Source organism: Kitasatospora sp. NPDC036993, assembly GCF_055607525.1.
The window spans coordinates 267,262-286,217 of the sequence record NZ_JBVJRP010000006.1; the positions used below are offsets into that span (position 1 = coordinate 267,262).

Genomic DNA, 18,956 nt, shown 5'->3' on the forward strand with positions numbered 1-18,956 from the left:
CTCCGCTCAGGCGTCCGCCGCCGCTCCGCCGAGCAGCTCGGCCCACATCCCGGGGAAGTCGGGCAGGGTCTTGGCGGTGGTGGCCACGTTCTCGACCCCGACGCCGGGCACGGCGAGGCCGATGACGGCGGCGGCGGTGGCGAGGCGGTGGTCCTCGTAGGTGTGGAAGACGCCGCCGCGCAGCGGGCGCGGGCGGATCCGCAGGCCGTCCTCGGTCTCGCTGACGTCGCCGCCCAGGTCGTTGATCTCCTTGGCGAGCGCGGCGAGCCGGTCGGTCTCGTGCAGGCGCAGGTGGGCGATGCCGTACAGGTGGGACTCGGAGTCGGCGAGCGCGGCGACGGCGGCGATCACCGGGGTGAGCTCGCCGACATCGTGCAGGTCGGCCTCGATGCCGTGGATCCGGCCGGTGCCGGTGAACTGGAGGCCCTCGTCGGTGAACGCGCAGGCGCCACCCATCCGGGTGTAGATCTCGCGCAGCTGGTCGCCGGGCTGGGTGGTGTGCGCGGGCCAGTCCCGCACGGTGACCCGGCCGCCGGTGACCAGGGCGGCGGCGAAGAACGGGGCGGCGTTGGAGAGGTCGGGCTCGACGACCATGTCGCGGCCGACCAGGGCGCCGGGGGTGACCCGCCAGACGTCCTTCTCGCCGCCGTCCTCGGGGGCGTCGACCTGGGCGCCGGCCAGGCGCAGCATCTCCACCGTCATCCGGATGTGCGGCAGCGACGGGACCGGGCCGCCCACGTGGCGGACCTCGATGCCGTGGTTGTAGCGGGCGCCGGAGAGCAGCAGCGCGGAGACGAACTGGGACGAGGAGGAGGCGTCCAGCTCGACCGGGCCGCCGTCCAGCGAGCCGGTGCCGTGCACGGTGAGCGGGAAGGCGCCGCGGCCCTCGTCGTCGATCCGGGCGCCGAGCGCGCGCAGGGCGTTGATCACGCCGTGCTGGGGACGCTCGCGGCAGCGCGGGTCGCCGTCGAAGTGCACCGGGCCGTCGGCGAGGACGGCGAGCGGGGGCAGGAAGCGCATCACGGTGCCGGCGTTGCCGACGTCGACGGAGGCGGGGCCGAGCAGCGCGGGGGCGGGGATGACCCGCCAGGCCTCGCCGCCGCCGGTGCCGCCGGAGTCGTTGTTGACCTTCTCCTCGATGGTGACCCCGAGGGCGCGCAGGCCGTCGGCCATCAGCTGGGAGTCCCGGCTGCGCAGCGGGCGGCGCACCCAGCCGGGACCGTCGGCGAGTGCCGCCAGGACCAGGGCCCGGTTGGTGACCGACTTGGAGCCGGGGATGCTGACGGTGGCGTCGACGGGGCTGGTGGCGACGGGAGCGGGCCACGGGGTCTCGGTCATGGGGCAAGTCTAGGGGCCGTGCCGGAACGGATTCCGCGTGCGGGCGTGGGTGTGGGCGTGCGGGCGGGCGTGGGTGTCGGGACGGTTCGGGGCGGCGCGTCGCGCGGACCGGCTAGGACAGCGGCTGGAGCAGCCAGGAGGCGCCGAGTCCGAGGCAGGCCAGGGCGACGAGCAGGAAGACGGTGACCCAGGCGATCGCGGGGACGTGGGTGAGCCGGGCGAGCTGGTCGGCGTCGGAGTCGCGGGCCCAGCCGATCCTGCGCTGGTGCTGGAGTTCCAGGACGGGACGGACCGCGCCGAACAGCAGGAACCAGCAGCCGAGGTACGCGAAGCCGGCCTGGACCTCGGCGCTGCCGAACCAGGAGACCAGGAAGAAGGCGGTGCCGGAGGCCAGCACGGTGAGGAAGCCGAAGGCGTTGCGGATGCGCAGCAGCAGGGCGAGCAGCAGCACGATCGCCAGCCAGAGCAGCAGGGTGATCCGGTCGGTGGCGAGCAGGGCGGCGCAGCCGAGGCCGAGCAGGGCGGGGGCGGTGTAGCCGGAGGCGGCGGTGAGGACCATGCCGGGGCCGGTGGGGCGGCCGTAGGAGAGGGTGAGGCCCGAGGTGTCGGAGTGCAGCCTGATGCCGGCCAGCTTGCGGCCGGTGACCAGGGCGACCAGTCCGTGGCCGCCCTCGTGGGCGATGGTCACGGCGTTGCGGGCGACGTGCCAGAGCGGGCGGGCCAGGACGGTGAGCAGGGCGACGGCCCCGGTGGCCAGGACCAGCCAGCCGGGCGGGGTGCTCTGGGTGCCGGTGACCTGGTTCCACAGGTCGCCGAAGGTGTGGTCGTCCGTGTTCATCGGTGCCTCTCCGCCTCCGTCCGTCGTACCGGGCCCGTCCCGTTGGGCCGTTCGGGGCAGCCTCCCATGCGGGGACGGGCGGGCGGGAGCGGGCGGTTCCGGTGCGGGGACGAGGAAGTCCCGGGGCCGGCGGCATGGCAAGCTGGCCCGCATGTGCGGTCGGTTCGCAGCCAGCAGCAAGCCCGAGGACGTCGTCGAGCTGTTCGACGTCGAGCACTGGGACCCGGGGGAGACCCTGGACCCGAACTGGAACGTCGCGCCGACGAACAGCGCGTTCGTGGTGCTGGAGCGGCTGGGCAGGGAGCGGCCGCGGCCGGTGCGGCAGCTGCGGGTGCTGCGCTGGGGGCTGGTGCCGCAGTGGTCGAACTCCGCCGAGACGGCGGTGAAGATGATCAACGCCCGGTCGGACACGGTGCACGAGAAGCCCTCGTACCGGCAGGCCTTCGCCGCCCGCCGGTGCATCCTGCCGGTGGACGGGTACTACGAGTGGCAGACGGTGCCGGGGGAGCGCGGCAAGGCGCGCAAGAAGCCGTACTTCGTCTCCCGGGCGGACGGCACCCCGCTGGCGCTGGCCGGGCTGTACGAGTTCTGGCGCAACCGGGCGGTGCCGCCCGGGCACCCGGAGGCCTGGCTGGTGACGTTCACGATCGTCACGACGGACGCGGAGGAGGCGCTGGCGCCGATCCACGAGCGGATGCCGCTGTTCCTGGACCGGCGGGACTGGGACGCGTGGCTGGACCCGGGGCTGACCGACCCGGACGAGGTGCGCCGGCTGCTGATACCCCCGCCGCCGGGCGCGCTGCTGGCCACCCCGGTCTCGCCGGCGGTCGGCAGCATCCGCAACAACGGCCCCGGGCTCAAGGAGCCGTGGGCCGAGGCCGAGTACGAGACCACCCTGTTCTGACCCGTCCTGTCCTGTCCTGTTCCGTTCCGAAGGTTCCTGGAGACGCCGAGATGAGCACCACCGAGCTGGTCCCCACCGAGGCCGGGGAGGCCCGGATCAGCTACCACCGGGCCGCGAAGCCGGTGGCCGTGCTGGCGCTCGGCCACGGCGCGGGCGGCGGGATCGAGGCCAGGGACCTGGTGGCGCTGGCCGGGAAGCTGCCGGCCAGGGGGATCACCGTGGCGCTGGTCGAGCAGCCCTGGCGGGTGGCCGGGAAGCGGCTGGGGCCGGCGCCGAGGACGCTGGACCTCGGCTGGCGGCCGGTGGCCGGGAGGCTGGCCGGGCAGGGGCTGCCGCTGGTGGTGGGCGGGCGCAGCGCCGGGGCGCGGGTGGCCTGCCGGACGGGCGCGGCGACCGGGGCGGTGGGGGTGGTGGCGCTGGCGTTCCCGCTGCACCCTCCCTCCTCCGCCCGCCATCGCGGAGGAGGGGCCCATGGCAGGCCGGAGAAGAGCCGGGCCGACGAGCTGCTGGAGTCGGGGCTGCCGACGCTGGTGGTGCAGAGCGCGGCGGACCCGTTCGGCGGGCCGGCGGAGTTCCCCGGGCTGCCCGCGGGGCACGAGCTGGTGGCGGTGCCGTACGGCAGCCACGGTTTCGAGGTGCCCAAGCGGGCGCCGGTGGGGCAGGACGAGGTGCTGGACCTGATCTGCGCCGCGGTGGGGGACTGGGTGCTGGCCCTGGTCGGGGGCCGGTGAGCGGAGCGTCGCCGTTCGCTCACTCGTGCGAGTGAATGGTCTCCGTGAGCGGGAATGTGCGCGGGGTGCGGGTGGTTGTCGTCTCCGTCAGCACGAGTCACCGGTGAGAGGCAGGGCAGATGGGTTCGATCGCGTGCCCCGAACGGCCTGAGGAGCGAGAGGCCGCTGTGGCGTTCGCCCCCTCCTGGCCGGAGTGGTTCGACGCGGGCGAGAAGCCCGTCAGCCCGATATCCTCCATTTCTGGGCGGCCCGCCGTGGGCCGTGCCCGTCATGCCGAGGAGGTGGGTCCGGTCGTCGGGACCGAGCACGAGGCCGATCCGGGCCGTGGCCCGGGCGACGCCATGCCCACGGGCGAGGCGCTCACCGGTGAGGAGCTGGCCGAGGCGATCGGTGAGGACACCTACCGGGTGTCGGCGGAGGAGAGCGAGGAGACCCGGCGGGAGCGCTTCGAGCGCGACGCCCTGGGCTACCTGGATCCGATGTACTCGGCGGCGCTGCGCATGACGCGCAACCCGGCCGACGCGGAGGACCTGCTCCAGGAGGCGTTCGCCAAGGCGTACGCGTCCTTCCACCAGTTCCGCGAGGGCACGAACCTCAAGGCCTGGCTGTACCGCATCCTCACCAACACGTTCATCAACTCGTACCGCAAGAAGCAGCGGGAGCCCCAGCGCACCGCGGCGGAGGAGATCGAGGACTGGCAGCTGGCCAGGGCCGAGTCGCACATGTCGACGGGTCTGCGCTCGGCCGAGACCCAGGCGCTCGACCACCTCCCCGACAGTGATGTGAAGGACGCGCTCCAGGCGATCCCGGAGGAATTCCGGATCGCGGTCTATCTCGCGGACGTGGAAGGCTTTGCGTACAAGGAGATCGCGGACATCATGGGTACTCCCATCGGTACGGTGATGTCCCGGCTGCACCGCGGCCGCCGTCAGCTGCGCGGCATGCTGGAGGATTACGCCCGTGAGCGCGGGCTCGTCCCGGCCGGCAGCGGGGCAGGGCAGGAAGCGAAGGGCTCGGGCTCATGAGCTGCGGCGATCCGCACGAAACCGAGTGTGGCGAGGTCCTCGACCACCTCTATGAATTCCTCGACAACGAGATGACCGAGGGCGACTGCGTCAAGTTGCGCGTGCACTTCGAGGAGTGCTCGCCCTGCCTGAAGCAGTACGGCCTGGAGCAGGCGATCAAGGCGCTGATCAAGCGCTCCTGCGGGTGCGACGACACCCCGGCCGACCTGCGCAGCAAGGTGCTGGCCAGGATCGACTCGATCCGGTCGGGGCAGCGCGCGGGCGAGCAGGTGGTGGTCGCGGTGGAGACCACCGTCGAGCTGCACGCCGAGGCGGCCAGGCCGGCGCCCAGGCCGGGCGGGGCGGCCGCGGGGGAAGCGCCCGGGCGTCCGGGCGCGCCGGTCGAGGCCGGCGCCCAGGCGGAGTGACCGGCCGACGGTAGGCGTGTGCCGGCCCGTCGGTGACGGCGGGTCGGATGGTTCGGACGGATTGTCGGGCGATTCGGCAGGTTGTCGGGAGGCCCGGGCAGGCCGTCGGACGGTTCGGATCAGGGTGTCCAGTGGCCCCGGGAGTGTGTGCTCCCGGGGCCGCTCCTGTTCTGCGCACATGCGCTGTCACTCGTTCGAGTGAGTTGGCGATGCGCCAACTGCGCCATTGCGCCATCATGCGTCCCCACGCCCGGGTGGCGGCCTATCCTCCTGACGGACGCTCACCGTCGGTTCGCCCGGCGTGCTGAGGCAACACCGGTCCGTACGGCGGGGAGGTCGAGATCGCTACCGACTGTGGAGGCGCGACCCTGCCGCGAGGGGCGGCGCGCTACCTGGTGGCCGTCCCGGTGGCGGCGCTGTGCTGTCTGGTGCCGCTGCTGCCGGCCGCCCCCGGAGTGCCGGGCTGGCTCGGCGGGCCGGTGGACTGGCCCAAGGTCGGACTGCTGGCCTTCCTGCACGGCTGCTGGGAGTCACTGGCCCAGGGCCTGCCCACGCCCTGCCTGGTGCTGGTGCGCCGGCTGCTGCGCCGGCCGGCGCTGCCCGAGCGGACGCCCGCCAGGCCCGGGGTGAACGCCTTCTTCCCGGTGCTGTTCGCCGGGGTGCTGATGCTGCCGCCGGCCGCCGCCGCCCTGGTGGCCGCCCCGGCCGCGCTGCTCGGCGGACCGAGCGGGCGCGGCTGCCGCCCGCGACAGCTGTTCAACGGCTCCCAGCTCGCGCTGTGCGCCTTCGCCTCCTCGGTCGTCTTCCACCTGCTGTACGGCCCGCAGCTGCTGCTCGGCTCCCGCTTCCCCGCCGCGCTACTGCCCGGGTTCGCCGCCGTCGCGGTGTTCTGCCTGGTCAACGGGGTGGTGGTGGGCGTCATGCGGATGCTCACCGAGGGTCGCAAGGTCTGGGTGCTGCTGCGCGGGGCGCACTCGGTGTGCGGGCTGCCGGTGCTGGTGCACGCGGCCGGCGGACTGATGGTCGCGGTGCTCTGGCAGGGCCCGTACGGCGCGTTCGCGGCGCTGCTGGCGCTGCTGCCGCTGTCCATCTCGGCCTGGGTGTTCGCCCAGGGCCAGCGCGAGCGGGACGCCCACCAGGCCACCGTGCAGGCACTGGTGCAGGCCGTGGAGATCAAGGACTCCTACACCCGGGGCCACAGCGAACGGGTCGGCCGGGCCTCGGTGCTGATCGCCACTCAGCTCGGCATGGAGGCCGAGCGGCTGCGCACCCTGCGCTTCGCCGGCATCCTGCACGACGTCGGCAAGCTCGGGGTGGCCACCGAGCTGCTGCGCAGAAACGGTCCCCTGACCGAGGCGGAGCGCCGGGCGGTGGAGATCCACCCGGTGTACGGGTACGAACTGGTGCGCGGGATCGACTTCCTCGGCGAGGCGCACGCGGGGATCCTGCACCACCACGAGCGGATGGACGGCCGGGGCTATCCGAGCGGGCTGGCCGGCGACCGGATCCCCGAGTTCGCCCGGATCATCTCGGTCGCCGACGCCTTCGACTCGATGACCTCCACCCGCTCCTACCGGCGCGGCCGGCCGGTCAGTGAGGCGGTGGCGGAGCTGGAGCGCTGCTCGGGCAGCCAGTTCGACCCGGTGATGGTGCGGGCGCTGATCGGCGCGCTGGCCGGGCACGACTGGCGGCCGGTGGTGCACTCCGAGGACTGCATCGAGGCGGTGCCCGACATCCCGCTCGGGGTGCCCGAGCCGGCCAGGGCGGCGCCGGGCCGGGTGCCGCCCCAGGGCGGGAACGTCCCTGCGGCCGGGCAGCCGTGAGGGCCCCCGGACGGGCGGTCCCCGGAGCCGTCTCTTCGGGGCTCAGGGCTTCCGGTCGTACGGCGCTCGGGTGGGTGGTGCCGGGATCCGGGCCGGCCGGGCGCCGCGCCCTGCGGCGGGTGGCCCTCGGCCGCACGCCCTGCGGGCGCACCGCGCGCGCGGTGCACGCGGCCGCCGCCGCGCTGCTGGTGCTCGCGCTGGGCGCGGTCGGGGTGCGCGGGATCGCGGAACCCGGGGTCGCGCTGGCGTTCACCGCGCTGATCGCGCTGGGCGAGTGTGTCCGCATCACCCTTCCGGGGGATCGGGAGCAGGCGCCCATCGGCGCGGCGGGGGCGCTGGCGTACGCCCTGCTCGGGCCGCTGCGCGGGGTGCCGACCGCGCACGGGACGCTCCAGGTGGTCGCGGTGACCGGGGCCGGCCTGCTGCTGGGCCGGCTGGCCGGACTCGCCCTGCCGCACCGGCCGGGACAGCCGCACCGCCGTCCGCCCTGGGGCGACCCGGCCCGCCGCGACGGCGCCGCCCGCCGGCTGCTCGCCGTCGGCTTCGCCGCCGCCGTCTTCCAGCCGCTGTACACCGGCGGCGCGGTCGACCGCTTCTCGCCCGCGGGCCCGGCGTACGGGGCCTTCCTGACCACCGTCGCCGCGCTGGCCGCGCTCTGCGACGCGACCCTGGCGGCCCTGCTGCGCCGCTCCGGCGGCGGGCTGCGGTTCCCGGCGGCGCTGGAGGACGAGCTGCGCTCGCTGTTCGGCATCGGTTCGGCGATCGTCGCCACCGGGATGCTGGTCAGCCTCGCGGCCGGCGAGGTCGGGCTGTGGGCGCTGCCGCTGTTCTGCACCCCGCTGCTGCTCGCCCAGGTGTCCTTCCGGCGCGCCGCCGCGGTGCGGGCCACCACCGGGCAGACCATCGCCAGCCTCGCCCGGGCCACCGAGGTGGCCGGCTACACCCCGCACGGGCACGCGCGCCGGGTCGCGGACACGGCGTGCGCGCTGGGCCGCGAGCTGGGTCTGGGCACCCGCGAGCTCGCCCTGTTGGAGTACGCCGCGCTGATGCACGACGTCGGCCAGCTGTCCCTGGTCGAACCGGTGCCGGACGGCGCCACCGCCCTGCTGCCCGGTGCCGAGCAGCAGCGGATCGCCCGCCTCGGCAGCGAGGTGATCAGCCGCACCGGGGTGCCCAGGCAGGTCGCCGAGCAGGTCGCCCGGCTGGCCGACCCCTGCTCCGGCCCCGCCGGCGGTGAGGGCCCGGTGCCGCTGGCGTCCCGGATCATCCGGGTCGCCAACGCCCACGACGACCTGCTCACGGCGGCCCGCGGCCGGGGCGTCGGCGAGGCGGTCGGGCGGCTGGAGGCGCTGGAGGCGCTGCGGCTGGGCCGCGGCCGGGTCTACGACGCCCGCGTCGTGGACGCCCTGGCCAGGGTGGGCGGGCAGACCCGCCGCTGAGGGGCGAGCCGGGGTGCGCGGGGCGCGGGCGCGCCGGGCCGTCCGCCGCCGTCGCGGCGCCGTCGCGGCGCCGGGGAACCGGGATCCGGCCGTCAGGGGTTGAGCGGGCGGCATCGGACGGGCAGGCTGGGGAGGGGCGGGCCCCAACCTCGGCGGTGGGGAGCGCGGCCGGGGGCGGGCGTGGTTGGATGCGGTCGTAGCGTGGAACACCGACCCGGGGCACCGGGCTCCGAACGCCGCCCGAGGCGGTACGGGCACGGTGGCACGGGACTTGAGCGGACGACGACGGCAGGGACGAACGTGAGGATCTTCCACCGGGCACGGCACCGGCCGTCCGCCACCTGGCGGCAGACGACCGACCGGGCCTTCACGCTGATCGGCGACGGCCGCTACGAGGACGCCGGCGCGCTGCTGGTGATGGCCGCCGACCTGGAGCCGTGGCTCTCCGACTCCTGGTTCAACCTGGCCCTGCTGCACAAGTTCCGCCGGGACTGGGAGCAGGCCCGCTCGGCCGGCCTGCGCGCCGTCGCCCTGCTGGACCGCGAGCACGGCGCCCCGGACTGGTGGAACCTCGGCATCACCGCCACCGCCCTCCAGGACTGGCCGCTGGCCCGCCGCGCCTGGCAGGCGTACGGGCTGAAGCTGCCGGGCGGCCCCGGCGGGCAGCCGGACGGCCCGGTCAGCCTGGACCTCGGCACCACCCCGGTGCGGCTCTCCCCGGACGGCGAGTCCGAGGTGGTCTGGGGCCGCCGGCTGGACCCGGCCAGGATCGAGGTGCTGTCCATCCCGCTGCCCTCCTCCGGCCGCCGCTGGGGCGAGGTGGTGCTGCACGACGGCGCCCCGCACGGCGAGCGGGTCACCGACGGCGTCGCCTACCCGGTGTTCGACGAGATCGAGCTGTGGGCGCCGTCCCCGGTGCCGACGTACGTGGTGCTGCTCCAGGCCGCCACCGCCGGGGACCGGGACGCGCTGGAGAAGCTGGTCGCCGACGCCGGCTACGCGGCCGAGGACTGGACCTCCTCGGTGCGGCTGCTGTGCCGGGCCTGCTCGGAGAGCCGGATGGCCTCCGACGACGGCGTCGCCGCCCACCACGACCCGCACGACGACGGCGACGCCGCCCACCCGGGCCACCTCAGCCACCTCAGCCAGGGCGGCGCGGCCGGGATGTCCTGGCTGGTCGAGCGGGAGTGCGGGATCGCCGCCCCGGCGCACCTCGTCCGCACCCTGCTGGACCGCTGGGCGGCGGCCGCCCCCGCAACCCGGGCTTACCGGGACCTCGAAGAAGTGTGCTGAGTACCCTGGTGAGGTAACGCGTACACCGACGGAAGCGGAAGACATGGCGGAGCAGGCCGAGCAGCACCAGCACGAGCACGACGTGGAGGGGACGGCGCCCGAGACGCCCGTGAAGGTGATGGGTGAGGAGCCCGACCTCAGCAAGGGCACCGCGCGCCCGATCACCGTCGTCGGCAACCCGGTGCTGCACCGCGAGGTCAAGGACGTCACCGCCTTCGACGGCGAGCTGTCCGCGCTGATCGACGACATGTTCCAGTCGATGTACGCCGCCGAGGGCGTCGGCCTCGCCGCCAACCAGATCGGCGTCGACCTCAAGGTCTTCGTCTACGACTGCCCGGACGACGAGGGCGTGCGCCACATCGGCCACGTGATCAACCCCGTGCTGGAGGAGTACCCGGCCGACCGCCGCCGCGTCCTCGACGACGGCAACGAGGGCTGCCTCTCCGTCCCCACCGCCTACGCCGAGCTGGCCCGCCCGGACTACGCCGCGGTCACCGGCGTCGACCGGGACGGCAAGCCGGTCCGCGTCGAGGGCACCGGCTTCTTCGCCCGCTGCCTCCAGCACGAGACCGACCACCTCTACGGCACCCTGTACATCGACAAGCTGTCGAAGCGGGACCGCAAGGACGCCCTGCTGCAGATGGCCGAGGGCACCCCGAAGTACGCGACGGTGCCGAACGACTGACGGTGCCGCTCGACTGACGGCGCGGTGCGCGCGAGGGCCGGGACACCACGGGTGTCCCGGCCCTCGGCGTCGGGTCAGCCGTTGCGCACCCGGCCGGTGGACTCGCGGGCGACCAGTTCCGGGGTGAACAGGTAGTCCCCGACCTGCCCGCCGTGCCCCTCCAGCTGGCGCCAGAGGGCCTCGGCGACGGCCGAGCCCATCTCCTGGATCGGCTGGCGCACGGTGGTCAGCGGCGGGTTGCTGTGCGCGGCCAGGTAGCAGTCGTCGTAGCCGACCACGGAGAGGTCGCCCGGCACCGAACGGCCGGCCTCGCGGGCGGCCTGGGCGACGCCGAGGGCCATCAGGTCGCTCCCGGCGACGATCGCGGTGACGCCCGCGTCGAACAGCCGGCGGGCGGCCGCGGCGCCGCCGGCGATCGAGTAGGAGGACTCCGCGTACCAGTCGGCCGGGGCGTCCTCGCCGAGCAGCTCGCGCATCGCGCGCCGGTAGCCGTCCAGGCGGTTGATCGAGGGCCGCAGGTACCCCTGGCCGCCGGCCAGCCCGATCCGCCGGTGGCCCAGTTCGCGCAGGTGGGCGACGGCGATCCGGGCGCCGAGTGCCTCGTCGGTGGCGACGGTGGGCACGGCCAGGCCCTCGACCCGGCCGCTGACCAGCACCATCGGGATGCCGCGTTCGTGCAGCAGCCGGTAGAAGCCGTGGTCGGCGTGCGGGTTGGCGTGCCGGCCGGAGACCAGGACCAGCCCGGAGACGCCCTTGCGCAGCAGGACGTCGATGTAGCCCAGCTCCGCGGTGCCCTGGCGGGTGGAGGTGCCGACCACGGCGGTCAGGCCGTGCTTGGCGAGCTGCACCTCGATCGCGGAGGCGAGCAGGGGGAAGACCGGGTTGTCGAGCTCGGGGACGACGATGCCGACCAGCGCGCCCTGGTGCGGGTCGTAGCCCTGGTCCGGCTGCCAGCCGAGTTCCCGCATGGCCTCGGCGACCTTGAGCCTGGTGTCGCCGGAGACGCCCGGCCGGTCGTTGATCACCCTGCTCACCGAGGCGGCGCTGACGCCTGCCCGGGCGGCGATGTCCCGTAGTGACGGGCCGCTCAATTGGTCCTCCCGACTGGTCGAGCCTGCATCTTACAAACCGCCGGCCGTGGGTCAGCGAGGCTGGTGAAACAATCTTAGCAACGTATTGCGCAACTGTTTCATCGCCGTTACGGTTCCCTCGTCGGCCCCGGTAAGCGGAACGCCGCCCTCCATCACCCTGTTCACCCGACCGAGGAGCTCCATGGAAACGGCCCGCAGCCACCGCCTCGCCGCCCGCCACCAGCCGCACCACGACGGCTCCGCGCGTTACGTCGGCGACCTCGCGCCACGGCTCGGGCAGACCGTCGACCTGCTGGTTCGGGTGCCGGCCGGCCGGCGGGTGGAGCGGGTCTTCCTGCGCTCCGTCCCGGACGGCGAACCGCACTTCGAGGCCGCGGTGCCCGACCGCACGGACGCCGACGCGACCTGGTGGCGGGCCCGCCTGACGATGGTCAACCCGGAGATGAACTACCGGTTCTGGCTGCACACCCCGGACGGCGGACGCTGGCTCACCGCGGCCGGCCTGCACGACCACGACCTGCCGGACGCCACCGACTTCCGCCTCACCACCCACCCGGCCCCGCCCGCCTGGGCCGCCGACGCGGTGGTCTACCAGGTCTTCCCCGACCGCTACGCCCGCGGCGGCGACGCCCCGCTCGCCGCCTGGGCCCGCCCCGCCGAATGGGACGCCCCGCTGCACACCGGCGACGCCGCCGCCCTCCAGCAGATGTACGGCGGCGACCTCTGGGGCGTGGCCCGCCGGATCGACCACATCCAGCGCCTCGGCGCCACCGTCATCTACCTCACCCCCTTCTTCGAGGGCCGCTCCAACCACCGCTACGACGCCGTCTCCTTCGACCGCGTCGACCCGGCGCTCGGCGGCGACGAGGCGCTGATCGCGCTCACCACCGAGGCCCACCGGCGCGGCATCAAGGTGATCGGCGACATCACCCTCAACCACTCCGGCAGCGACCACGAGTGGTTCCGCACCGCACAGCAGGACCCGGACGGCCCCGAGGCCGGCTTCTACTTCTTCGGCGAGGGCGGCCCCGAGGACTACGCCACCTTCCTGGGCGTGCGGACCCTGCCGACCTTCGACCACCGCTCGGCCGAACTGCGCCGCCGCCTCTACGAGGGCCCCGGCTCGGTGGTCGCCCGGTACCTCCGGGCGCCGTTCCACCTGGACGGCTGGCGGGTCGACGTGGCCCAGATGGCCGGCCGGCGCGGCGAGGTCGAGCTCAACCGCCTGGTCGCCACCACCACCGCGGCCACCGTCCGGGCCGCCAACCCCGACGCCGTGCTGCTCGCCGAGCACCAGCACGACGCCTCGCTCGCCCTGGGCGGCGACGGCTGGCAGGGCACCATGAGCTACGCGGGCTTCACCCGCCCGGTCTGGTCCTGGCTCGCCGAACGGCACGACCAGAAGGACTTCTGGGCGGTGCCCGGACCGATCCCCGACTACGGCGGCGCCCAACTGCGGGCCACCATGACGGCGTTCGGCGCCGCCCTGCCCTGGCGCAGCCGGGTGCACAACCTCACCCTGCTGGACTCGCACGACACCGCCCGGTTCCGCAGCTTCGCCGGACCCGAACGCCAACTGCTGGGCGCCGCCCTGCTGTTCACCCTTCCCGGCACTCCGATGGTGTTCTCCGGCGACGAGGTCGGCGTGCTGGGCGAGGGCCTGGAGGAGGGCCGCAAGCCGTTCCCCTGGGACGAGTCCACCTGGGACCGGCACACCTACCGCACCTACCGCGAGCTGATCCGGCTGCGCCGCGGCCACAGCGCGCTCGCCGGCGGCGGGCTGCGCTGGCTGCTCGCCGAGCGCGACGTCCTGCTGTTCGAGCGCGAGGACGACCACGAGCGGATCCTGGTGCAGATCAGCCGGGCCGACCACCCGCCGGTGGCCGGGGAGTGGCACGCCACCCACCTGCTCGGCGGGCCGCAGCTCGTCCCCGGTCGCGACCTGCCCGCCGAGGGCCCGGCCGTGCACGTCTGGTCGGTGGCCCGGTGAGCGGCGCCGGGGCCGCCGTGCGCCGCGGCCGGATCGAACGCATCCCGGGCTTCCGCTCCGAACCGCTCGGCAACGAACGGGACCTGCTGGTCCACCTGCCGCCCGGCTACGACGAGGACCGGGACGCCGACTACCCGGTGCTCTACCTCCAGGACGGCCAGCAGGTCTTCGACCAGGGACAGCGCCCCACCTGGGCGCTGGACCGGACGCTGGAGCGGCTCTACGCCGAGGGCCTGATCCCCGAGCTGATCGCGGTCGGCGTGCCCAACGCCGGTGCCGAGCGCGGCACCGAGTACTCGCACGTCGCCGAGTACTGGCGCACGCCCGGCACCCCGCTCAAGGGCCACCGCTACGAGGCGTTCCTGGCCGACGAGGTCAAGCCGTTCGTCGACGCCCGCTACCGGACCAGGACCGGGCCCGGGCACACCGCGGTGATGGGCTCCTCGATGGGCGGCCTGGTCGCCTACCACATGGCCTTCCGCCGACCCGAGGTGTTCGGCCTGGCCGCCGTCCTCTCGCCGTTCCTCACCCACGTCGACCCCGCCGACCTCGGCGAGAAGGTGGTGTACGAGCGCTACCGCCGCCGCGGACCCCGCCGGCTCTGGCTGGACATCGGCGGCCGGGAGGGCCTGATCCTGGCCCGGCCGGCCAGGGAGCTGGCCGGCCGGCTCCTCGACGAGGCCGGCTACACCAGCGGCGCCGACCTCCTCTACTACGAGGACCCGACCGCGCCCCACCACGAGGACGCCTGGCGCCACCGGGCCCGGCACGCGCTGCTGCACCTGTTCGGCGCCCCCTCGCCGGTCGTCTCGCTCACCGCCCCCGCGCACCTGCGGCTCGCCCCCGGCGAGACCTGGAGCGCCGTCAACCCGGTCGCCGTCCGGGCCGACGGCGTGCGGTACACCGCGCTGGAGGCCGACTGCCGGGCGGAGCGGCCCGAGGTCGCCGCCGTCTCACCGCACGGGCTGCTGCGCCCGCTGGCCGCCGGACGCACCGCGGTGACCGTCCGGGCGCACGGGCTGAGCGCGCACACCGAGGTCGAGGTGGCGCCGGAGCTGCCGGCCAGGCCCGTCCTGGAGGTCGTCGTCACCGTGCCGGACGGCACCCCGGACGACGCGCCGGTGATGTTCGGCCCGCTGCCCTGCCGGCCCGACGGCCCGGGGCGCTTCCGCGGCCGGATCGCCGTCCCGCGCGGCACCGGCTTCGACGGCGGCGTCTCCCGGGGCTGGGGCCTGGACGCCGTCGACGGGGACGGCCTCCGGGTCATGCACCCGCTCACCGTCGACCGGGACACCCGGCTCGACCTCACCGTCGACCGCTGGCACCGCCCGGCGGACGGCATCTGACCCGCCCCGCCCTCCCGGGGCCCGGCCTCTCCCGGGCCCCTCCCAGACGAAGGAGTCTCGGACGATGCGCTACCGCAGACACGCCGCCCTCGGCGTCCTCGCCCTGCTGGTCACGGCCTGCGGCGGCACCTCGCCCGCCGGCGCGCCGGCCGCCGGCCCGTCCTCAGCGAGCGGCGCGGCCCCGGGAGGAACGATGACCGACCCGGCGATCCCGGCCGCGGAGGGCGACCTGGTGATCTGGGCGCAGACCCAGCAGGCCGCCGCCCTCCAGCCGCTCGCCGACCGGTTCGGCAAGGAGCACGGGGTCCGGGTCACCGTCGTCCCGCAGTCCGTCAACACCCAGCAGGCCTACGTCTCGGCCACCAACGCGGGCAAGGGCCCCGACCTGGTGGTCGGCGCCTCCGACTGGCTGGGCAACCTGGTGCAGAACGGCGTCGTCGCGCCCGTCCCGCTGACCGCGGCGCAGAAGGCGCTGTTCCAGCCCGCCGCCCTGGAGGCCGTGAACCACGACGGCCGGCCGTACGGGCTGCCGTACGCGACCGAGAGCCTGGTGCTGTTCCGCAACACCGGACTCGCCCCGGACGCGCCCGCCACCTTCGAGGACCTCGCCGCCGCGGGGCAGGGCGCCGTCAAGGCGGGCCGGAGCGAGGTCCCGCTCGCCCTGCCGATCGGCCAGCAGGGCAACGCGTACGCGTTGCAGCCGCTGTTCACCTCGGCCGGCGGCTACCTGTTCGGCACCAAGGCGGACGGCGGCTACGACACCGCGGACCTCGGGGTCGGCGGGCCGGGCTCGATCGCGGCCGGCGAGCTGTTCAAGCAGTACGGAGAGAAGGGCGGCGGGCTGTTCAGCCGCTCGGTGGACACCAACGCCATCGCGCTGTTCACCGGGGGCAAGACGCCGTTCCTGGTGGCCGGACCCTGGGCGCTGGGCCAGCTCAAGCAGGCCGGGCTGCCCTACGCGATCTCGCCGGTGCCCGGCTGGGCGGGCAAGGGCCAGGCCAGGCCGTTCGTCGGGGTGCAGAGCTTCTACCTCTCCGCCAAGGCCAGGAACCTGCCGCTGGCCCAGGAGTTCCTGTTCCGCGAGATCGGCTCCGAGTCGGGCCAGCTGGCGCTCTACCAGGCCTCGCCGGAGCCGCCCGCGCTGACCTCCGCGCTCGCCAAGGCGTCCGCGACCGACCCCGACATCGCCGCCCTCGCGGCCGCCGGGGCGGGCGGTCAGCCGCTGCCGACGATCCCCGCGATGAACGCGATCTGGGGGCCGCTCGGCCAGGCCGAGGCGAACATCGTGGCGGGTGCGGACCCGGCCACGACCATGAAGCAGGCCGGGGAGGCCATCCGCGCCGCCCTGGGCCAGGCCCGCTGAGCCTCCTGCCTCCTGCCCGCCGCTCCTTCGTGCACCGCTCTTCCGTACACCGCGCCCTCGTACACCGCGCCCTCGCGTGCCGGCCCCCCGCACGCGCGCAGCCACCCGGACGGCCACCACCTCCGGGCGCCCTCCGGACCAGGGACCACCCATGACCTCCCCCACCCTTCAGGACAGCAGGCGCCCGGACGACGACTCCGCCGCCACCCCGGACCGCCCGCCCCGCCGGGCCCCCCGCCGGTCGGGCGCCGTCACCGCGCTCCTGGTGAAGACCGCCCTGCTGGGCGGCGTCGCCGCCCTCGCCGTCTTCGCGGCGCCCCGGCTGTACGACGGCGGGCACTGGGCCGCGCTCGGCGTGCTGGCCGCCGCCGTCGGCGCGACGTTCTGGATCTACCTCTCGCCGCGCCGGCTGCCCGCCAAGTACCTGCTGCCGGCCACCGGGCTCTTCCTCGCCTTCGTGGCCTACCCCGTGCTGTACATCGTCGCGGTCTCCTTCACCGACTACGGCGACGGCCACCTGCTCACCAAGGACCAGGCCGTCCGCAGCCTCGTCGAGCAGTCCGTCGAGCCCGTCCCCGGCAGCTCCTCGTACGCGCTCACCATCGCCACCGGACCGGAGGGCGGTCCCCTGGTGCTGCTGCTCACCGACCCGGACACCGGGCAGGTCTCGGCGGGCACCGCGCGCGGCCTCGCCCCCGCCCCCGCCGGGACGGTGGCCGGGCCGGACGGCCGGGTGACCGCCGCCCCCGGGCTGAGGCTGCTCACCTTCGGCCAGGTCAACGCCCGCTCCGCCGAACTGGCCGGCCTGCGGGTGCCGGTGGGCGGCGACGCCTTCGTCGTGAGCCAGGGCCTCTCGACGGCCACCACCGCCCGGCCCGCCCTCGTCCACGACCGGGCGGCCGACACCCTCACCGACACCCGCGACGGCACCGTCTACCACCCCGTCGACGGCCGGTTCACCGCCGCCGACGGCTCCGGGCGCACCCTGCCCGTCGGCTGGCACCGCACCGTCGGCTTCGCCAACTTCACGGCCGTGCTCACCAGCCCCGCCATCCGCGGCCCCTTCCTGGGGGTGCTCGCCTGGACCTTCGGTTTCGCCCTGCTCTCCACCGGCGCCTCCTTCGCCCTCGGCCTCGGGCTCGCGCTCACCCTGAACCACCCGCGGCTGCGCGGTCAGCGGGTCTACCGCTCGCTGCTGCTGCTGCCGTACGCGATGCCCGCGTTCATCGGCATCCTGATCTGGCAGAGCATGTACAACCGGGACTTCGGCCTGCTCAACCAGCTGCTGCACACCCGGATCGACTGGCTGGGCGAGGCCTGGAGCGCCCGGTTCGCGGTGGTCCTCACCAGCCTGTGGCTCGGCTTCCCCAACATGCTGCTGATCTGCACGGGCGTGCTCCAGGCGATGCCCGCCGAACTGAACGAATCCGCCCGGATCGACGGCGCCGGGCCGTGGACGGCGTTCCGGGCGGTCACCTTCCCGCTGCTGCTGGTCGCCGCCGCACCGGTGCTGATCTCGTCCTTCGCCTTCAACTTCAACAACTTCAACGCCATCCAACTGCTCACCGGCGGTGGGCCGTTCGACGGGGCGGGCGGCACGGCCGGCTCCACCGACATCCTGATCAGCTACACCTACCGGCTGGCCTTCGGCGGGCAGGGCGCCCAGTACGGATTCGCCGCCGCGCTGTCCATCGTCATCTTCCTGCTGGTCGGGCTGATCACGCTGGTGGGCTTCCGCCGGACCCGCGCCCTTGAGGAGCTGAACGCATGACCACCACCCGCTGGCTGCGCCGCCTCGGCTGGCGGCACCTGATCGCCGTGCTCGCCGTCTGCTTCGCGCTCTTCCCGCTGCTGTTCGTGCTCTCCGCGGCGCTCAACCCGCTCGGCACGCTCCAGTCGTCCACCCTGCTGCCCCGGCACGCCTCGCTCGCCAACTTCACCGCGCTCTTCACCGACGGGCAGTACCCGTTCGCCCGCTGGCTGGGGAACACCGCGCTGGTCTGCGGCACCTTCGCGGTGCTCAACGTGCTGCTCGGGGTGCTGGCCGCGTACGCCTTCTCGCGGTTCCGCTTCCGGGGGCGGCGGTTCGGGCTGATGGCGGTCTTCCTGGTGCAGATGTTCCCGCAGTTCCTCGCGGTGATCTCGCTCTACCTGATGTTCGCGAAGATCGGCGACGTGCTGCCGGCGATCGGCCTGGACACCCCGTGGGGGCTGGTGCTGGTCTACCTCGGCGGCGCGATGGGGGTGAACACCTGGCTGATGAAGGGCTACCTGGACACCATCCCGCGGGAGATCGACGAGGCCGCCAAGGTGGACGGCGCCGGACACGCCCAGATCTTCTTCCGGCTGATCCTGCCGCTCGCCGCGCCGATGCTGGTGGTGATCTCCATCCTGTCGCTGACCGCCGCGCTCAACGACGTGATCCTGGCGAACATCTTCCTGACCTCGAACGACTCCAAGACCGTCGCGGTCGGCCTCTACGGGATCATCTCCGGCCAGCAGGACCAGAACTACGGGCTGTTCGCGGCCGGGGCGCTGGTGACCTCGCTGCCGGTGATCGTGGTCTACCAGTTCCTCCAGCGGTTCCTGGCCCAGGGGCTGACCGCGGGGTCGGTCAAGGGCTGAACCGGGGGGAGAGAGGGTGTGAGGGCGGGGCCTGTCCTCGTCCGGTGTCCCGGCCCGG

Annotated in this window: 16 protein-coding genes; 13 read left to right on the forward strand and 3 right to left on the reverse strand. The window is 74.5% G+C overall.

What is annotated here, in order from left to right; genetic code table 11:
- Positions 1 to 6 precede the first annotated feature (6 nt).
- Both aroA and ACZ7C5_RS15145 read right to left on the reverse strand, forming a co-directional pair.
- Positions 7 to 1,338 (reverse strand): 3-phosphoshikimate 1-carboxyvinyltransferase, encoded by a 1,332-nt coding sequence (aroA, locus tag ACZ7C5_RS15140; protein ID WP_470322722.1) that lies wholly within the window; start codon positions 1,336 to 1,338, stop codon positions 7 to 9.
- A gap of 112 nt (positions 1,339 to 1,450) precedes the next feature.
- Positions 1,451 to 2,176 carry a M50 family metallopeptidase gene (locus ACZ7C5_RS15145; RefSeq protein ID WP_401083390.1) on the reverse strand — a complete coding sequence of 242 codons (726 nt, stop codon included), beginning with the start codon at positions 2,174 to 2,176 and terminating at the stop codon, positions 1,451 to 1,453.
- 151 nt (positions 2,177 to 2,327) lie between these two features.
- Between ACZ7C5_RS15145 and ACZ7C5_RS15150 the strand changes: the two genes are divergently transcribed.
- The 8 genes from ACZ7C5_RS15150 (at position 2,328) to def (ending at position 10,483) form a co-directional block, all read left to right on the forward strand.
- Positions 2,328 to 3,080 (forward strand): SOS response-associated peptidase, encoded by a 753-nt coding sequence (locus ACZ7C5_RS15150; protein WP_401083391.1) that lies wholly within the window; start codon positions 2,328 to 2,330, stop codon positions 3,078 to 3,080.
- A gap of 50 nt (positions 3,081 to 3,130) precedes the next feature.
- Positions 3,131 to 3,811, forward strand: a complete 681-nt coding sequence (locus ACZ7C5_RS15155; protein ID WP_401083393.1) for an alpha/beta hydrolase family protein — start codon at positions 3,131 to 3,133, stop codon at positions 3,809 to 3,811.
- 167 nt (positions 3,812 to 3,978) lie between these two features.
- A complete protein-coding gene (locus ACZ7C5_RS15160; protein WP_317619982.1) occupies positions 3,979 to 4,836 on the forward strand; it encodes a sigma-70 family RNA polymerase sigma factor in 858 nt (285 codons plus the stop codon).
- Positions 4,833 to 5,243: a mycothiol system anti-sigma-R factor gene (gene rsrA, locus ACZ7C5_RS15165; protein ID WP_401083396.1), complete on the forward strand. Its 411-nt coding sequence runs from the start codon at positions 4,833 to 4,835 to the stop codon at positions 5,241 to 5,243. The genes ACZ7C5_RS15160 and rsrA overlap by 4 nt, the downstream gene beginning before the upstream one ends.
- A gap of 395 nt (positions 5,244 to 5,638) precedes the next feature.
- Entirely contained in the window at positions 5,639 to 7,066 is a 1,428-nt protein-coding gene (locus ACZ7C5_RS15170; protein WP_401083398.1) for an HD-GYP domain-containing protein, read from the forward strand.
- 74 nt (positions 7,067 to 7,140) lie between these two features.
- Positions 7,141 to 8,505, forward strand: a complete 1,365-nt coding sequence (locus ACZ7C5_RS15175) for an HD-GYP domain-containing protein (RefSeq protein WP_470322723.1) — start codon at positions 7,141 to 7,143, stop codon at positions 8,503 to 8,505.
- A 300-nt stretch (positions 8,506 to 8,805) separates the two neighbouring features.
- A complete protein-coding gene (locus tag ACZ7C5_RS15180; protein ID WP_188299282.1) occupies positions 8,806 to 9,798 on the forward strand; it encodes a tetratricopeptide repeat protein in 993 nt (330 codons plus the stop codon).
- A 43-nt stretch (positions 9,799 to 9,841) separates the two neighbouring features.
- A complete protein-coding gene (gene def / locus ACZ7C5_RS15185; RefSeq protein WP_401083400.1) occupies positions 9,842 to 10,483 on the forward strand; it encodes a peptide deformylase in 642 nt (213 codons plus the stop codon).
- A 74-nt stretch (positions 10,484 to 10,557) separates the two neighbouring features.
- Here the strand turns inward: def and ACZ7C5_RS15190 are convergent, their stop codons facing one another.
- Positions 10,558 to 11,574: a LacI family DNA-binding transcriptional regulator gene (locus ACZ7C5_RS15190; protein ID WP_470322724.1), complete on the reverse strand. Its 1,017-nt coding sequence runs from the start codon at positions 11,572 to 11,574 to the stop codon at positions 10,558 to 10,560.
- Between the two features lie 181 nt (positions 11,575 to 11,755).
- On the opposite strand from ACZ7C5_RS15190, the gene ACZ7C5_RS15195 reads away from it, so the two are divergent.
- The 5 genes from ACZ7C5_RS15195 (at position 11,756) to ACZ7C5_RS15215 (ending at position 18,898) form a co-directional block, all read left to right on the forward strand.
- Entirely contained in the window at positions 11,756 to 13,564 is a 1,809-nt protein-coding gene (locus ACZ7C5_RS15195) for a glycoside hydrolase family 13 protein (RefSeq protein WP_401083404.1), read from the forward strand.
- The gene (locus ACZ7C5_RS15200) at positions 13,561 to 14,910 is read left to right on the forward strand and encodes an alpha/beta hydrolase (protein WP_470322725.1); all 1,350 of its coding nucleotides are present in this window, start codon (positions 13,561 to 13,563) and stop codon (positions 14,908 to 14,910) included. Before ACZ7C5_RS15195 ends, ACZ7C5_RS15200 begins: the two co-directional genes overlap by 4 nt.
- A gap of 64 nt (positions 14,911 to 14,974) precedes the next feature.
- Positions 14,975 to 16,273 (forward strand): sugar ABC transporter substrate-binding protein, encoded by a 1,299-nt coding sequence (locus tag ACZ7C5_RS15205; protein WP_470322726.1) that lies wholly within the window; start codon positions 14,975 to 14,977, stop codon positions 16,271 to 16,273.
- Positions 16,274 to 16,424: 151 nt separating this feature from the next.
- Entirely contained in the window at positions 16,425 to 18,044 is a 1,620-nt protein-coding gene (locus ACZ7C5_RS15210) for an ABC transporter permease subunit (RefSeq protein WP_401083409.1), read from the forward strand.
- Positions 18,041 to 18,898: a sugar ABC transporter permease gene (locus ACZ7C5_RS15215; RefSeq protein WP_401083411.1), complete on the forward strand. Its 858-nt coding sequence runs from the start codon at positions 18,041 to 18,043 to the stop codon at positions 18,896 to 18,898. Before ACZ7C5_RS15210 ends, ACZ7C5_RS15215 begins: the two co-directional genes overlap by 4 nt.
- Positions 18,899 to 18,956: the final 58 nt, after the last annotated feature.

Coding starts and splice junctions, on each gene's coding strand:
- aroA (WP_470322722.1), bottom strand. CDS start 1,338: ATGACCGAGACCCCGTGGCCCGCTCCCGTCGCCACCAGCCCCGTCGAC.
- ACZ7C5_RS15145 (WP_401083390.1), bottom strand. CDS start 2,176: ATGAACACGGACGACCACACCTTCGGCGACCTGTGGAACCAGGTCACC.
- ACZ7C5_RS15150 (WP_401083391.1), top strand. CDS start 2,328: ATGTGCGGTCGGTTCGCAGCCAGCAGCAAGCCCGAGGACGTCGTCGAG.
- ACZ7C5_RS15155 (WP_401083393.1), top strand. CDS start 3,131: ATGAGCACCACCGAGCTGGTCCCCACCGAGGCCGGGGAGGCCCGGATC.
- rsrA (WP_401083396.1), top strand. CDS start 4,833: ATGAGCTGCGGCGATCCGCACGAAACCGAGTGTGGCGAGGTCCTCGAC.
- def (WP_401083400.1), top strand. CDS start 9,842: ATGGCGGAGCAGGCCGAGCAGCACCAGCACGAGCACGACGTGGAGGGG.
- ACZ7C5_RS15195 (WP_401083404.1), top strand. CDS start 11,756: ATGGAAACGGCCCGCAGCCACCGCCTCGCCGCCCGCCACCAGCCGCAC.
- ACZ7C5_RS15205 (WP_470322726.1), top strand. CDS start 14,975: ATGCGCTACCGCAGACACGCCGCCCTCGGCGTCCTCGCCCTGCTGGTC.
- ACZ7C5_RS15210 (WP_401083409.1), top strand. CDS start 16,425: ATGACCTCCCCCACCCTTCAGGACAGCAGGCGCCCGGACGACGACTCC.
- ACZ7C5_RS15215 (WP_401083411.1), top strand. CDS start 18,041: ATGACCACCACCCGCTGGCTGCGCCGCCTCGGCTGGCGGCACCTGATC.